Consider the following 15,495-nt stretch of genomic DNA (forward strand, 5'->3'; position numbering starts at 1 on the left):
GTACCCGGGTGAACGGCGCGGCCGGAGGGTCCCGTTCATCTCCGGTGCCGCGATCAGGAGGGGAGCCTCTTCCCGGCGGCCTGTCTGAGGACGGGCACCGTGAGGCGCGGATGGTCGCGGCTGGCCTCGGCGATGTCGAGGAGGAACTGGATGTCCCCGGTGCCGGGGACGGCTGTGTGGAGGACCCGGGTGGTGAGAACGCGCAGACTGTTGATGGTGGGGGAGAGCTTGGGGGCCTCGCCGGGGTAGAGCATGTGGGTGAGGGCCTGGAGGGCGCGCAGGTTCTCGACGGTGACACGACTGCCGCCGTCGCCGAGGGTTTCGGCGAGTCCGAAGAGCTGGGCGTCCGTGCCGCGGCCGTCGGCGAAGACGCTGCGGCGCAGACCGGCGAGGGGGTCGTGGGCGTCGGAGCGACTGGCCTGGGCGGCGTTGTACAGGTCTTCGGCGAGGCGGAGGTGCGCCTCGACATCTGGCCCCCCGAGGACGATGCCGGCGCGGTCGATGAGTCGGCGCAGCTGGGGAGTGCCGGGCCGGTCGGTCGCGGGTGCGGTGGGATGGAGCTGCGGGGTCGCGGGGCCTCTCGGGGTGTCCGGGACGTTGGCCGCGGCGGCGCGCGTGGATGCCACGAGGGTGCTGAACTCACGCGGCTGGGCGGTCGGCTGGGCGGTCGGCTGGGTGGGCCGGAGGCTCTTGGACATGGTTTCGGCCGGGGAAGAGGAGTGGTGCTTCGGGCCGGGGCCGGGCAGGGCGACCCCGGGCAGGTGCATGGACCGGTGCGGAGTGGGAGGGATGGCGGCCTGCCGCTGGACGGGCTGGGTGCGGGGGACCGAGTCCCCTGCCTGCGCGGCTCCGGATGGAGGGGAGTCCGGTGTGGCGGGGATGTCGGAGGTCGGGCGGCGGAGCTGGAGCGTGCCTTCGAAGGCGGTGTAGCGGGCGGGGATGTCCGGGGTCGCGGTGAGGCGCTCGAAGCCGGTCGTCCCGCCGAACGGGGCGAACCGGAACTGCAGGGTGTAGTTCGTGATTTGCAGGGAGAACGAATTGCGGGTGGGGACGTAGATGTCGGGCCGGCCCAACTCGACGAACAGGTCCAGCACGTAGCACACGGCCTTGTTCCGCATGTCGGACGCGTACACGGCCGTCCAGAGGAGGTCCTGGCCCCGGTAGCCATTCTTGCGCAGGGTCCGGGCGAGGCGATCCGGACCGATCGGGAAATAGGGGCCGTTCGGTTCGGCCGTGTGGGGATGCCCCGTCACGTTCGAGTAGTCGCTGAGGAGGACTGTGAACAATCCGGGCTGAGGAATGAGCGCGGGCGGGTCGGCCGGCCCGGAGCGAGGTGAGCGGAGGTCGATCCCGTCGGCGTGCTCGCGGTGACCGGGGACGATCCCGAAAGGGAGGGCATGGGTGTCGATCGCGGCCTGGCGGGCGAAGGCAGGGTGGTTCGAAGTGAAGGGGTGGAGCTGGCCGCGGTTGGTGCTGAAGCCCGGGTCGCGCTCGGGGTGGGTGGAGACGCGGATCCAGTGCCCGTTGCCGGTGGTGAAGTCCCTCTCCCCGTCCACGGCATCGGGGTGCTTGTCCGGGGAGAAGCGCAGGCCGGGCATGACCGCGCCGACCGTGTAGATGTCCACGCCGCTGCTGCGGGGGTCGACGTGGAGGTTCTCCTGGTCGAGCTCGTGGGCGGCCTGACGTAGGTAGTCGGTCCAGGCAAGGTGGTCGTAGCCGTCGGTGGCCCCGGGGTGGAGGGCGGCGAAGACGACGCGCAGGTCCCGTCCGGGCTGCCAGCCGGCGGCCTCGGCCAGCCGGGTGAAGTCGTGCAGGGTCAGCGGGCCGGTGCTGCTGAGGGGGGTGCCGTCGGCGCTCAGGTAGGGCACGACGACGGTGCGCAGGTTCTCGCGGACGGGCAGGTTGTCGAGGAGGGGCTTCCAGACGGCGGCGGTGGCGGGGTCGACGGCGGCCGCGCCGGAGCGGAAGGTGACCGGCTCCGGGTGCGGGGTGCCGACGGACGGGTGGAGGGGTGGGACCGGCCCGGGCGGCAGCTCGTAGACGCGGGAGCGTTCGATACGCAGTGGTGGCAGATCGCCGGGGGTGGTCGGAGGGACGGGGTCCTGGAGACGGGAGCGCAAGGGGAAGGTGACGAGCGGGTCCTGGCGGATGCGCGCCGAGAAGGGGTGATCTCGCAGGTGCTGTTCGAGTTGGCGGTCGCTGGTGTGCGGCTGTCGGAGCATGGTGCGCACCGTGCGCAGCGCGCCCCGGTACCGTGCCTCGGCCGCGTGGTCACCCACGAGCCGCAGTCTCGTTTTCCACCTCTTCTCGGGGTGCCTCAGGGAAGAGGATTCCTCTCCTTCGAGGACCGGGCTGTGCTCCTTCGGGAGGCCCCAGTGCGTGCGGGCGGCGGTGAAGACGATCGGGACGTCCTTGGGGTAGCCCAGGGTGCCGAGTCCTCCGCTCGAAACGGGCTTGCCATCGCGCCCGGCGAGGCCGCGCAGGAATCTGTCGGGATCCTTGAGGAAACCCCGCGGGTCGGCCTCGAATCCGTTGATCCGGGCAGGGGAATGCACGCCCATGCTGGCCAGCCACCTCTTCAGTGGCTGGGGCCCGGGGCTGAGCGAGGGATCGATGACGGTTTCGATGTGGCCCCAGGCGCCGTCGTCCACGAGCACCACCGTGGCCACGTGGTAGCCCCAGTGCACCGTGCCGGGAATCCCCGGCATGGCTCCCCAGACGAACTCGGACTCGACCATCAGATTGTCGGTCGGGTGGTTCTTCACCACGAAGACCTTCCGGCTGAAGACTCCGGCCTGGCTGAGCATGGTCGAGACGAGGTGGGCCCGGGCGTAGCACCCGTCTTCTGGAAGCCCGAACGGGACGGGCCGCTGCTCCCCCAGTTCGTCGGTGAACGTGGCACGCGCGGCCATCGCATGCCACTGCTCGGCCTCCATGGGGCCGATGACCTTGCTCTCCAGGCCGTTGTCGTGGCCGAGCAGGTAGGTGAAGTACTTTCCGTGCTCGGGGAAGGAGGATTCCAGCTCGTTCCGCAGCGTGGACGCATATCGCGCCCCGTAGGCGTCCTCCACCTCGAAGACCTGGGGAACGGTGCGTTGCAGCGAGCGCAGGAGCCGGTTGACCTCGCGTTCGTCCCGGGCGGCGATGGCCTGGTGGAGGTCGGTGGCGAAGACGTCGGGGTCGAGACGGTTCAGGTCCCCCGGTGGGAGGGGCTGCGCGGCGTCCATGGCCAGCGCATGGGCCCCGTCGGTGAGCAGGCCCTTCTCGTGGGCGCCGGAGAGGGCGTCGGTGAGGCTCTGGTGGTAGGACTGCTCGAAGTGCTGGGCCACCGGGTGCAGGGGATGCGGTCCGACCGTGGCCTGGTGCAGCAATGCCAACACGGTGGGCGTGGCGACCTCCTCCCGCGACAGCTCCCGGTGGAGCTGGTGCGCCAGCCGGTCGGTCGTCGGTTTCGGCAGGGGGTGCGGGGCGGCGTCGATGGCCGGACGGTGCCACGACGAGACCGTGGCGGTCGGCGCGGGCGGCCTGTCCAGGTCCATGGGTTGGGCTGTGTCCCTCACGACACCGGACGAGCCCGGTGCGCCGTGCCGGGGGTGGGCGGAAGCGGTGATTCGCGGGCCGGGAGCCGGGGTGGGTGGGGAGGCGGTGCCGGAGTCGACCGGGAGGAGACCGTCCAGTTGCATGCTCGTGACTCCGAGCATGAGCCCCGTCATGAAGTGGGAGGTGCCTTTCGCATGCAGGCGCAGTGCGTGCTCGAGCATCAGGGCGTGCGTCTGCTGGTGGGACGTGCCCGATTTGCTCAGGTGGCGCGCCAGGGGACCGTCGGTCCCCCAGTTCCACGCGGGTGCCGAGGCGCCCGCTCCCTCGGCGTGGCTCGGGCCGGAGGTGCCCGGGCGGTCCGCGGGGTCGGGCATGCCGCCGAAGACGCCGCCCGCGCGGCGGTCGGCGGCGACGGCCTGGCGTTCGGCGGCCTCGCGGAAGGTCTTCAGCCGGGCGTCGGTGGCGATCGGGTGTTCGGTGGGGTCGGCGTGCGCGGTGGTGACGACCTGCTGGACGGTGGTGTGCGGGTCGGACAGCCGACGGACGGCGAGTTCGCCGGTGAAGGCGGCGCGGATCCTGACGAGTTCGGCGGGTTCCGGGATCTTCGCGGCCGGTGCGGGGTGACGGGCCGTTGCCACGATCGTGTTCAGCACCGCGTCGAGCCGCTGCCGGTGGGTCTTGGGCAAAGCGTTCCACCAGGTGTGGAGGTCGCCGGGCGTGACGTCCTGGACCTCGCGTACGAGCGGGTGCTTCTGGGCGTTCTCGACTGCTCGGAGCCAGTTCGGTTCGTGGCTGCGCCAGTCCTGGCGGCCGTACTGCACGGCGCCCCGGCGGGCTGAGGCCTCGCCGGCCGGAGCCGTGGACGGCGCCTGCCTGGGTGCGGCGTCCGTGGTGACGGGCGGCGCCGGCGCTTCGACGGCCGTGTGGTGCTGTTCCACGGCCGGCGGGAGCGCGCGCTGTTCCGGGCCGGGGAGCGGTTCCGGTCCGGCGCCCTGGTTCATCCCGTGTTTGATCTGGGTGTAGTGGTGGAGGCCGCCGCCGATCAGGCCGGTGCCGGCACCGGCCGCGGCGGCCAGGCCGAACATCGACGGGTCCCACTGACCCTCCCAGGCCGCGGAGACCACCGCACCCGCCTCACCACCCACCACCCCGCCCAGCGCCCCGCCCGCCAGCTTGCGCAACAGCTCCGGCGCGGCCACCTTGTTACCCAGGCCCCGCCCGACCGGATCCCCCAGACCACCCGCCAGCCCGCTCAGCCCCGCCAGCCACAGCGACGTCAGGTCGAACCTGCGCCGGTACTTGCCCTGCTCGATCGCCTGGATCCCAGCGTCCTGCACGACGGCGAGCCCCGTACTCGCACGCGACTCCGCCAGCAGCTGCGCCACGATGTCCATCACCGACCGCCGCCCCCCGGCCAAAACCCCCGGGATCAGCGACGCCGACGCCCCGGCCGTGGCCGCCGCCGCCCACATCAACTGCGCGACCATCCACAGCGTCATCACCGCCGTGCACCGCATCGACCACTGCGCGTAGTCCACCTGCAGCGCCTGCTCCTCCAGCGCCCCCGCACCCTCGCGCAGACTCCGCGCACCCCCGCGCGCACCCTCGCCCACCCCCTCCGCGGTCGCCGACACCATCTCCCGCGCCCCCGCGGACGTCGCCGACAACCCGAACATCGACCGCTGGAGGGAGGACGTGTGCTCGTCGACGGCCGACGCCGCCGTCCGCAACGCACCCGCACTCGACAACAGCCCCTCCGGATCCACCTTCGGGTACGAGCCACCCGACGCCGCGCCCATCAACGCCGCCCAGCACGACGGCACGTCCTTGCCCGAGGCCCCGAAATCGAACAAGCCGGCGAGCCAGGAAACGGGGGAGACGGGCATGGTGAATCCTCATTCGTCGAACACGGCGCCGGGAACCCGCACACCGGGGACGCACTGCCTGCCCTGAGCCGGGAACTGCTTCGTGGCAGTCAACGGCCCGTCAACGGCAGACGGTTCGAATCGGAAGGCCCGGGAGGCAGGTCGTAGGCTGGTGGCTCTGATCCGGGTTCGGGCGGTTCGAGGAACACCGGGCCGCTCCGGCGGCGAGGGTGAGGGGGGAAGGGCCATGCACGATGAGGGTGGGCCGGCCGGCGTGCGACGGGTGCGGGATCTGGTGCGCGCCTGGTCGATCGAGGGCTGGGACGAGTCGGCCGAGGCCGGCGGGACGGGCTTCGAGGTGCCGCCCGCGACGGCGGCCGAGGTGATCGCGGTCGTGCGCGGACTCGTCGCGCGGCCGGGTGAGGACATCGAGGCGGTCCGCTTCGCCGTGCGGCGGGAGTCCGGGCCGGGCGGCTTCGCGCAGCTGCGTCGGATCGCCGAGGCCCTGGTGGTCGCCGAGCATCCGTCGGCCGAGAGCTGGACGGCCGCGGAGTGGGACCTGGCGGCGGACTGGGTGGCGGTGCTGATCGCCCGCCAGGGGGAGGACGGTGTGGAGCGGCTGACGGAGGCCCTGTCCGGGGCCGGGGCCTGACGGGGTTCAGATGACGGCGGGGCGCCCGGCGCGGCCGAGGGCGGCGTGCAACTGGGCGCGCCGGGTGATGCCGAGCTTGCGGTAGATCCGGGTGAAGTGGAACTCCACGGCCCGGCGGCTGACGGACAGCTTGGTGGCGATGTCGTCGTTGGTCAGCCCGTCCAGCACCATCGCGGTGAGCCGCCGCTCGTGCGGGCTGAGCGAGTCCGGCCCGAACTCCGGACGCTTCTCGTCCTGGTTCCAGTGGGTGGGCGCCATCCGTTCCAGCTGCCCGGCGAGCACGGGGTGGCCGACGCTGCGGACCCGCTCCAGCGCCTGGGTGAGCAGCGCGTTGCGGCCCGGGAAGGCGCGCACGTGGCGCGGGTCGGCGCCCGGCCTGCGCTCCCGCCCCCCGCGCAGGGCGTCCACGGCGCGCGCGACCCCGGCCAGGTCGTCGTCCGAGTTGATGACCGCCTGGGTGAGCAGCGCGACCCCGAACCGGGCCGCGTCGCCCGAGAGCTGGGCGACCGCGACTTCCTCGCGCACCAGCCGCAGCCCCTCGGACCGGTCGCCCAGGGCGGCCGAGGCCACCGCGGCGTAGCTGCGCCAGGCGGTCGCGGCGGAGTCCGTCCGCCCGTTGCCGGCCGGGCTGGCGGGGGAGGGGCGGCCGGGCTGCGTCTGCCCGTTGACCCGCGCTGACCTGGTGTCGACTGCGCTACCCAGCATGGAGGTTCGCCCTTCCTCTTGGCTGCCCTGTGTTCGCTACCGGTGGGCACTAGGGAAAAGTGTGGCAACAGGTACCCCAAGGGCACCCCAGGGAAAAACCCTAGGCTACGGATCGTGTCCATTCGGGTGCGCAGCGTGATTCGGGGGTGGAGTGAACCGTCCTTCGATCCGGATTCGTTTTGACGGGTGCTGAATTACGCACCGTCAGCTTCGGTCGGGGGAATCCTGAAAGAGTCACCGGACTCTTCTCTTTTTTCGGTACGTGCCGAAACCTCGCCCGGATGCTGATTCCGCTGTCCCGTGAGAAGGGTAATGACGTGCAGCATCCCCGTGTTCAAGGATCCGGCGCACTGGTCCGTTCCGCTGTCGCCACCGTGGCCGTCATCGGTCTCACCGCCGCTCTGGCGGGTGGTGGCGATCCGAGGCAGAGTCCGGTGAAACCGTCCCATCATCAGACGGAGGCCGGGAGTTCGGCGGATCCGCTCCTGGCCTCCGTGGCGATGTCCCTGACCGAGGCGGCCAGCCGTTCCGGGCGCCCGTCGCTGGAGGCCGTCGTGCCCGGGGGCGTGGTGGACCGGTTCGCGCGTGACGACGCTCCGGCCGCAGACGTTCCCGCGGCCCTTTCCGTCGCGGTGCCGCAGCCCGTTCCCGTCCAGCCCGTAGCCGCGTCTCCGGCCCCCGTGGAGCCGCCCGCGCCGCCCGCGCCTCCGGCCCCTGCCGAGCAGCCCGCGCCTCCGGCCCCTGCCGAGCAGCCCGCGCCTCCGGCCCCTGCCGAGCAGCCCGCGCCTCCGGCGCCGCCCGAGCCGCCGGCGCCGGTGGAGACCGTCACGCAGAAGGCGATCCGGGTGGCTCTGGCACAGGTCGGCAAGCCCTACGTCTGGGGCGCGGTGGGCCCGGAATCCTTCGACTGCTCGGGCCTGGTGCAGTACTCCTATCGCGCCGCCGGCCGTAGCCTGCCCCGCACCACCTGGGAGCAGATCGCCGCCGCCCACCGCGTGCCGATCGGCCAGCTGCAGCCCGGCGACCTGGTCTTCTACCGCAAGGCCGACCACGTCGCGCTCTACATCGGCAACGGGCAGATCGTCAGCGCACCGCACACGGGCGCCCTGGTGAAGGTCAGCGCCGTCGACTCCATGCCGATCTACGCCGCGGCCCGCCCGTAGCTCCCCCCGCCCCGAGGGTGGGCACCGCTCGAAGCGGTGCCCACCCTCACGCGCGTCCGCCTCCGATCCCGGTGCCGGGACATCCTTTATCTCTGTTCTGCGATGGAAAGCCCGCGGCCGGATGTCCCTTGTTCGCGGGACATCCGGCTGTGCGGGGAATTACCGGTCAGAGGCTCGGGATTCCGGTCGACTGGCCGGTCTTCTGGACGACCTTGACCAATTGGCCGAATTTGATGAGCCGGTAGGTCGAGGAGTATTCCGGGGTACAGGTCGTCAGGGTGAGGTAACGCCCGGGCTTGGTGAATCCGGAGCCGGTCGGGACCGGCTTGATCACGCCGACGTCCTCCGGCGACGTCTGGTCGATGCCGCCGGTGATCCGGTACACGAAGTACTGGGAGGCCGTCTCGACCACCGCCTCGTCGCCGGCCTTGAGCCGGTCCAGGCGCTGGAACGGCTGGCCGTGGGTGAGGCGGTGCGCGGCGAGGGCGAAGTTCCCGGTGGACTCCCAGGGGAACGCCGTCTCCTGGCTGCCGGAGTAGTGGCCGATCAGGCCGCGGTCCAGCACGGTGTCCTTCTCCACGCCTTCGGCGATCGCCGTCAGCACGCCGATGGACGGCAGGTGGAGGACGGCGAAGACCTTGCCGTCGGGGTATCCGGCGGGATAGCCGGGGCTCCCGGCCGGGACGGCCGGCAGGAGGACGGCCGCAGGGGTGGTGCTCGGGGTGGGAGAGGCGGTCGCCACGTCCGTCGGAGCCGGGGTGGCCACGGCCGCGGCCGTGGTCGGGGCAGGTCCGGTCGGTACGGGCGTGACGGCCGTCGTGCTCGGTGGCGCTGCGACGGGTGGAGCCGAGGCCGCCGCCTGCTGCCAGCTCCGCTGTAGCTCGGCCGTGGCCGCGGCGGCCTCGTTCTGGGCCTGGCCGTCCCCGACCGTGAGCTCGTAGAGGAGGGGGGCGGGAACGATGACGCCCACGGCGAGCAGCGCCACACTGCTGGCACGGGACAGCCGGAACCGGCGCTTCTGGACCCGTTGGCGGATGAGCCGCTGTTGCACGCTCCAGGACCACCGGCTCAGCCGGTCGGAGGGGGCGTCGGAGTGCGTGTCACGTGACTGCATGGCGAGTCGCCGATCCTTTCCGTCGTCAGGCGCGGCGGCGGATTCGCCGGGCCACGTAGGCGAAGGCCAGTCCGGCGCCGAGCAGGACGGAGGTGCCGCCGATGGTGAACGCCGGGTTGTCCAGGCCCGTGGACGCGAGGTGCGGGGCGGGCGCCGCGGGCGAGGGCGTCGAGCTGGGGGCCGGTGCGGCCGGCTGGCTGGTGGTGGCCGTCGGAGTGGGGGTCGGCGTCACCGTGGGCGTGGGAGTGGGCGTCGCCGTCGGGGTCGGGGTGGGCGTCGGCGTCGCCGTGGGGGTCGGGGTGGGAGTGGGGGTGGGCGTCGGGGTCGGGGTCGGGGTCGGCTTGGGCAGGCAGCCCTTCTCGTCGCCGAGGGTCACCGAGGCCGAGAGCTCCTCACCCTTGTCGGTGGTGACCTTGACCGTCCACACCGCGCCGGGCCCGGCGTAGTCGACGACCTTGTCCGTCGTGCTCCTGCCCTTCACGTGGCCGCGGATGACCTCGGAGGACTTGGAGCTGGTCAGGGTGAAGTCGGCATCGGCGCTGTACTTGTCGCCGACCGTCAGGGTGATCTTGCCGGGGTCGTTCTTGCAGGCGGCGGTGAGGGTGATGCTGCCGGCCGGCCAGGCGAAGGCGCTGGTCACTCCCGCGGAGCTGATCAGTGCGGTGGCGCCGACGACGACGGCGGCCCTGAGGCGATTCATGCTCTCTCCCGGGTGAGGTGTCGCGGCCCCGTGCGAGCCACGTCACCCGCACACAACGGCGCCCGCCGCATGGGCGGTTCACCCTGGTCAGGGCGGAGAAACCGGCTGGTCGGATCATGAGCGGTCCAGGCGGCGAGGTCCGTAGTACCCGACAGAAGTGATGGAGGACACCAACTGGAGGCCCGGCATGACCACCGCCGACCACGTTTACGCCGACACGCTCAATCTCTTCGGATCGGACCCGGTACCGCCGGAGATCGACGCCATGATCGCCCGGCTGCGGGCCGCGGCCGAACTGTCCCACCGGGTCGAGGAGGGCGATGAACCCGGGCAGCGCCGTGCGTGACACGAAAGCGGCCGCCCGGTGGCTCAGGAAGCCACCGGGCGGCCGGCCCACCCGGCCGATCGCGGAGGTCGGGTGGGAGTGGCGGGACCGTCCGGTCAACCCTGGGCCCTCACAACCGGGTCGGTCCCGCCGGAGGGCCTCCCCCTGGAAGCCCTCCTGCCATGGATACGTGCGCCTCACCGCGACCGGTTCACCGGTGGCGGCGGGACGGCTCACGCGCCGTGCGGATCCGCGAGCTCGCGGGTGTCGGCGTAGCGGAGGCGGTCGAAGTACATCGTCTGGGTGGACGTCAGCCGGTCGCGGTACGGGCCGAAGTAGAGCGACAGCCGGTTGCCGGGGTTGACGTGGTAGGGGCCGTCCGCCGGGTCCACCGGCCGGCCCGGGACGTATCCGAGGTCGCCGGTCCACTGGACGACCTGGACGCCGTCCATCCAGACGTCGACCGAGCCGCTCCCACCGCCGCTGTGGTCGCCGAAGACCGTGCCGACCACGAAGGTGTGCCACACCCCGGGCTGGAGCAGCTCCGGGCCGCCCACCCGGGGCAGGGTGATGCCGTTGTGCGGGAAGTGGTGGTCCTCGTTGTGCGCCACGAAGGCCCAACCCGGGCCGCCGGAGCCGCTGTTCGGCAGCAGTTGCAGGGAGAGTGGGGGCGGCATCGGACTGCCCTGCCACCACTGGGCGATGACGTAGTCGGTGCCGTCGCGCGGGGTCTCCGAGGCGGGGTCGAGCTTGACCGCGAAGCCCAGGTAGCGCTGCTGGCCGGGCTGTGGGGCGAGAGGGTCGCTCCCCGGGACGAAGGTGTAGTTGACCTTGTCCCGGGCCGCGTTGGCGATCGACGACGGCGGGCACTGGGGTGGGGCTACCTGCGCGGTGGGCCCCAGCCGGACGGCGACCGAGGTCGGGTCGCCGTCGAAGCCGTCCTGGGCGATCCACGGAGCCTGTGGGGGTTCGTTCTTGAGCACGCAGGGGTACCTGCGGCCGCCGGCGGTGAGCTCCCAGGTCGTCGGGTCGATCGCCAGGTGGGAGGCGGCGGCTCCGCTGATCTCGCGGTACCTCGTTCCGGTGGTCGGGGGCGGCGATGCGGTGGCGGCCGCGGGGGCGACGCAGCCGCTCAGGACGACGGGCGTCAGTAAGGCCGCCGCGATGTACGCCACGGGGTGGTGGTGTCGGGTCACCTGATCCAGCTCCTCCTGGTCGGGGTGGGCACGCTGGATGGGACGTGGAGGAGCCGGGACCGGTTCAGCCGTCGAGCCGGACGGGAAGCCCCAGCACCCCGTCGAGGATCAGCGAGGGCTTGGGCCGCAGCTCGTCCTCGGCGACGACCGGGGCCAGCCGGGGGAACCGCGTGAACAGCGCGGACAGCGCGATCTCCGCCTCCAGCCGGCCCAGTTGGGCGCCCGGGCAGACGTGCGGCCCGTGGCCGAAGGACAGGTGGCGGGCGGCGGGCGTCCTGGTGAGGTCGAACCGTTCGGCCCCCGGCCCGTGCCGCTCCGGGTCGAGGCCGATGGCGCCGTACGAGACGACGAGCATCTCGCCGGCCCCGATGACCTCCTCGCCCACCCGGACGTCCTCGGTGGCGAAGCGGAACGGGATGTGGCTGACCGGGGCGGCCCAGCGGAGCGTCTCCTCGACCACGTCGGACCAGCCGCGCACACCGTCGAGGACGAGCCGCCGCTGGTCCGGGTGGGTAAGCAGGGCCCGGACGGCGCTGGTGATCAGGTTCACCGCGGTCTCGTGGCCGGCGGCGATCAGGACGTCGAGCGTCCCGACGATCTCGGCGTCGGTGAGCCGCAGGCCGTCCTCGGTGGCCGCGATCAGCGCGCTGGTGAGGTCGTCGCCCGGGGAATCGTGCTTGTCGGCCACCAAGCGGACCAGCATGCCCTGGAGTTCGGCCGCGGCCGCGGGCAGCTGCTCGGGTCTGCCCAGGGTGGTGAACATCAGCTCGTAGAGCTCGCGCAGCGCCCCGTAGCGCTCGGGATCGAACCCGAGCAGCTCGCTGATCACGGTCATCGGCAGCGGGAAGGCGAACGCGGCCTTGAGGTCGACGACCTCCTCGGGCCCCTCGGCCAGCGCGGTGAGCAGCCGGTCGGCGATCTGCTCGATCCGAGGGCGCAGCAGCTCCACCCGGCGCGGGGTGAGGGCCCGGGCGGTCAGCGTGCGCAGCCGGGTGTGTTCGGGGCCGTCGACGGTCGCCATGCTCGGATTGCGCCGCAGGGTGCGGCCGAGCGGCCAGTCCTCGGGCAGCTCGCCCCGCCGGAGGGCGCCCCAGTGCGCCATGTCCTTGACCAGCCGGGGGTCGGTGAGCAGGGCACGCGCTTCCTCGTGCCGGGTGACGGCCCAGCACGGCACGCCGCCGGGCAGCTCCGCCCGGACGAGCGGACCGGCCGTGCCGAGCCGGAGGTTCTCGCGCCGCCGGTCCGTGGCGTGGGCGTCGAGCGGGATCGGCGGGTGCTGCGGGGAATCCATGGGGCGGTCTCTTCCCGGTGATCGTAACGGCGTCGAACGGCGTAACGACGGTGTGGGCGGGAGCGGTTCAATCCGGCCGACGGTTTCTCCGGGGCGGAGGCCGTTCGGCGACGGGGCGCCGGCGCCGGTGAACCCGCCGGGCGGCGGCCTCCGTGTGGACGGGCAGCGCGGCGCTGAGCACGCGTGACCCCGTTCGACCGTGCGAGACAAGGAGCACCCCATGGAGAGCATCGACCCGCAGGCGTTCGAGCTGAGCGAGACCGACCTGGACCAGGTCGCCGGCGGTGAGTACCTCACCGCCTCGGCGCCCGTGGACTACACCACGGACACCCGCCACCAGACCCAGGTGGCCGCCCACCGGCACGTGCTGGCGCGGCGCGCGCACCACCGCCCCTGAGTCCCGTTCCGTCTGCCGGGCCCGGCTTCGGCGCCCGAGGTTCCGGCAGGCGGACGGTCGCCCTTCCAGCGGCCGGTGGATCCGGTGACACCGGATCCACCGGCCGCTGTGTTGTCCACTCCGGCGGGGACCGGGAGCGACGGGCATCGACTCGCCTGGCCCGAACGGATCGTAGGACGGTCCGCCGTGTGCCGGGCTACGGACTTCCGAAGCCGTCGGCGGGGCCGGCGAACGGAACCTTCGCCCGGGGTGAACCGAGGGCCGGGGCGGGTCCGTGTTCAGCGGCAGAAGGTGGCACCCCGCCACCGCAGAGGAAGGGCAGGCACCATGACCCAGAACACCCTCCAGCTGCTGGACGAGAGCGAGCTCGACGGCGTGTCCGGCGGCACCTACGTGCTGGGGACGGCCGCGATCCGCGTCTCCGACGACGACGACGAGGACTACGTGCCCATGTCCCGCAGGCGGCTCGCGGCGATGGCGGCCATCCCGTACCTCACCAGCACCCAGGGCTGATCCCGGCTCCGTCACCGGACCCAGGCATCGCCCACTTCGCCCCGTCGCACCCGCGGCGGGGCGAAGTGCTGTCCGGGCACGGCAACGATCTCTCTGGGACACGGCTGTGACAATCCGGGGACGCAGCGGCGACGGCCGGATCCGTAGTCATGGGTGAGAGAACACCGCACCCCACCGGAGGAACCGATGACCACCGCCGAGATCACCGAGCAGCTGCTCCGCCTGGCCGCCACCGCCGCCGAGTGCACCGAGATCGAGGAGTTCGCCGGCCTGGCCGAGCAGGCGCGCAGACTTCACAACCTGGCCCTGTTCGACGCCACCCGCGAGGTCTACCACGCGCTGACGGAGGGCGACGAGGAGGCCCTCCTGGGGTGGGCGCGGGCCGAGGTGTTCACCCCCGGGGGCGATTCCTTCGACGGCCTCGACCTGCTGGACGTGGTGGTCGACGGCATCCTCCGGGAGACCCCGGCCGGCCTGGCCTACCAGTCCATCGTGGAGCGCCAGGCCGGCGGGCTGAGCAGCTTCCTGTTCTGACTCCCGTTCCGAGCCGACGACGACCTTCCCCCGGGTCGGGCCGTTCCTCCGCCGGACGAACGGGCGAACGGACGAACGGACGAACCGGCGAACGGCGGGCGAACGGTGAACCGGCGTTCTCCCCCCTCCCGTTCCATCGGTGGCGACCCCGTGCGGCGCACGGCATCCGGTCGCCGATCGGCGGATCGAGCGGATGGAAGAGGAGGCGCGCTCATGACCGCGCTCATGACTGAACTGGGCACTTGCCTGCCGGATGGCGGTCCGGAAGTGACGGAGTGGACCGCGGCGGAGGCCGTGACCTACGAACTGGTCTCCTCCTGGCTCCGCGACACGGTGGCCGAGTCCGGGACGCATCTTCCGGACGCCCTGTTGCCGGTCCCCCCGGTAGCGGCCGCCGAGTTCACCGAGGTGGCCCGCGGCCTCGCCACCCAGGGGCTGGAGTCCGGCCCGCTGCCGGAGCCGTCGCCCGGACAGCGGCGGCTCGCCGAGGCGATGGTGCTGGACGAGCACCCCTCGGCCGGCTCCTGGACCCCTGCCGAGCGCCGCGCCGCGCTGGACTGGACCACTCTGATCGTCCACCGCTTCGGCGAGGACGGCGTGCAGCGGCTGATCGCCGCACTCGGCGGGCGGTCCGCCACCCGGTGACCGGCCGACGCGTCGATCCCGTCGCCGGATCCGGCGACCGGTCATCATCTCCTGCTCCGAACCGCAGAACGTCCGATCCTGCCCAGAACGAAGGAGTCCCCGTGTCGAAGACCCCCGGGAAGAACACGATCCGCCGTCGTGCCGGCAGCGCGGCAGCGGTCACCGCGCTGGCGCTGGCGGTGTCCGCACTCGCCGCCCCGTCGGCCTCCGCCGCCGGCACCGCCAACTCGCTGCGCGCCCGCGAGGTCGCCTACGCCGAGAGCCACTGGAACTGGACGGCCTGGAACGACCGCACGCCGGTGGCCTTCGGCAGCAGCCAACCGGACTTCCAGTGCGCGGAGTTCGTCGCCCGGGCCCTCGCGGCAGCGGGGCTGGTCCCCGGCCTGGGCCCGAACGACCCGCAGGACGCCTACTACCACTACACGGCGCCGAACGGCACCACCTACGACCTGCTCCTGATCAGCGACCTCCCGCAGTACCACAATCTGTACGACTACCTGAAGGACAGCGGCCTCGGGAAGGACGTCGGCAACCGGCCCTCCCTGGCCCGCCCGGGGGACGTCGTGGTCACCTACGCGGGCCCCGGCGGAGCGAAGAGCCACGTCGGCCTGGTCGCGACCGCCCAGCGCGGCACCGCGGAGCCCACCGTCGACGCCCACAACAACGCCCGCCTGCACTACGGCTACCACTACTACGCGCCCTCGCACCTGGTCCGCATAGACCCGACCGGGCTCAAGCGATCGTTCCGCCAGCCCGGGCGCACGGCCTCCCGTACGCAGCCCGCCCAGACCGCGCCGGCGGCCGTCGGCCGGAAGGAGCCGCTGGGCGCCCAGTCCTGACCTCCCGTACTCCGTC

Annotated in this window: 14 protein-coding genes; 8 read left to right on the top strand and 6 right to left on the bottom strand. The window is 72.5% G+C overall.

The annotated features are described in order from the left end of the window. Positions 1–53: 53 nt before the first annotated feature. Positions 54–5,426: a protein-glutamine glutaminase family protein gene (locus AB0O11_RS26770; RefSeq protein WP_363391887.1), complete on the bottom strand. Its 5,373-nt coding sequence runs from the start codon at positions 5,424–5,426 to the stop codon at positions 54–56. A gap of 226 nt (positions 5,427–5,652) precedes the next feature. Here AB0O11_RS26770 and AB0O11_RS26775 point away from each other — a divergent pair, with 226 nt between their 5' ends. After that, a complete protein-coding gene (locus AB0O11_RS26775) occupies positions 5,653–6,057 on the top strand; it encodes a hypothetical protein (protein ID WP_363391888.1) in 405 nt (134 codons plus the stop codon). Positions 6,058–6,063: 6 nt separating this feature from the next. Here AB0O11_RS26775 and AB0O11_RS26780 read toward each other — a convergent pair whose 3' ends face one another. After that, complete coding sequence (locus AB0O11_RS26780) at positions 6,064–6,762, bottom strand: LuxR C-terminal-related transcriptional regulator (RefSeq protein ID WP_363391890.1); 699 nt, start codon at positions 6,760–6,762, stop codon at positions 6,064–6,066. A gap of 845 nt (positions 6,763–7,607) precedes the next feature. Between AB0O11_RS26780 and AB0O11_RS26785 the strand changes: the two genes are divergently transcribed. Further along, entirely contained in the window at positions 7,608–7,925 is a 318-nt protein-coding gene (locus AB0O11_RS26785) for a C40 family peptidase (protein WP_363391892.1), read from the top strand. Positions 7,926–8,091: 166 nt separating this feature from the next. On the opposite strand, the gene AB0O11_RS26790 is transcribed toward AB0O11_RS26785, so the two are convergent. Together AB0O11_RS26790 and AB0O11_RS26795 are read right to left on the bottom strand one after the other, a co-directional pair. Then, on the bottom strand, positions 8,092–9,039 hold the full coding sequence (locus AB0O11_RS26790; protein ID WP_363391894.1) for a class E sortase: 948 nt from the start codon (positions 9,037–9,039) through the stop codon (positions 8,092–8,094). Between the two features lie 25 nt (positions 9,040–9,064). Continuing rightward, positions 9,065–9,739: a hypothetical protein gene (locus AB0O11_RS26795; RefSeq protein ID WP_363391895.1), complete on the bottom strand. Its 675-nt coding sequence runs from the start codon at positions 9,737–9,739 to the stop codon at positions 9,065–9,067. Positions 9,740–9,926: 187 nt separating this feature from the next. Between AB0O11_RS26795 and AB0O11_RS26800 the strand changes: the two genes are divergently transcribed. After that, positions 9,927–10,085 (top strand): hypothetical protein, encoded by a 159-nt coding sequence (locus AB0O11_RS26800; RefSeq protein ID WP_363391896.1) that lies wholly within the window; start codon positions 9,927–9,929, stop codon positions 10,083–10,085. A 212-nt stretch (positions 10,086–10,297) separates the two neighbouring features. On the opposite strand, the gene AB0O11_RS26805 is transcribed toward AB0O11_RS26800, so the two are convergent. Next, positions 10,298–11,260, bottom strand: coding sequence for a heparin lyase I family protein (locus tag AB0O11_RS26805; RefSeq protein ID WP_363391897.1), 963 nt, complete (start codon positions 11,258–11,260; stop codon positions 10,298–10,300). 64 nt (positions 11,261–11,324) lie between these two features. Then, positions 11,325–12,551, bottom strand: coding sequence for a cytochrome P450 (locus AB0O11_RS26810; protein ID WP_363391899.1), 1,227 nt, complete (start codon positions 12,549–12,551; stop codon positions 11,325–11,327). Between the two features lie 220 nt (positions 12,552–12,771). Here AB0O11_RS26810 and AB0O11_RS26815 point away from each other — a divergent pair, with 220 nt between their 5' ends. The 5 genes from AB0O11_RS26815 (at position 12,772) to AB0O11_RS26835 (ending at position 15,479) form a co-directional block, all read left to right on the top strand. After that, positions 12,772–12,948: a hypothetical protein gene (locus AB0O11_RS26815; protein WP_363391901.1), complete on the top strand. Its 177-nt coding sequence runs from the start codon at positions 12,772–12,774 to the stop codon at positions 12,946–12,948. Between the two features lie 327 nt (positions 12,949–13,275). Continuing rightward, positions 13,276–13,461 (top strand): hypothetical protein, encoded by a 186-nt coding sequence (locus tag AB0O11_RS26820; protein ID WP_363391903.1) that lies wholly within the window; start codon positions 13,276–13,278, stop codon positions 13,459–13,461. A 186-nt stretch (positions 13,462–13,647) separates the two neighbouring features. Continuing rightward, complete coding sequence (locus tag AB0O11_RS26825; protein ID WP_363391905.1) at positions 13,648–13,995, top strand: hypothetical protein; 348 nt, start codon at positions 13,648–13,650, stop codon at positions 13,993–13,995. Between the two features lie 213 nt (positions 13,996–14,208). Continuing rightward, positions 14,209–14,640, top strand: a complete 432-nt coding sequence (locus AB0O11_RS26830) for a hypothetical protein (protein ID WP_363391907.1) — start codon at positions 14,209–14,211, stop codon at positions 14,638–14,640. A 101-nt stretch (positions 14,641–14,741) separates the two neighbouring features. Continuing rightward, positions 14,742–15,479 carry a hypothetical protein gene (locus AB0O11_RS26835; protein ID WP_363391909.1) on the top strand — a complete coding sequence of 246 codons (738 nt, stop codon included), beginning with the start codon at positions 14,742–14,744 and terminating at the stop codon, positions 15,477–15,479. Positions 15,480–15,495: the final 16 nt, after the last annotated feature.

Source organism: Kitasatospora sp. NPDC093102, from assembly GCF_040683915.1.
In the GTDB taxonomy this organism is placed as follows: domain Bacteria; phylum Actinomycetota; class Actinomycetes; order Streptomycetales; family Streptomycetaceae; genus Kitasatospora.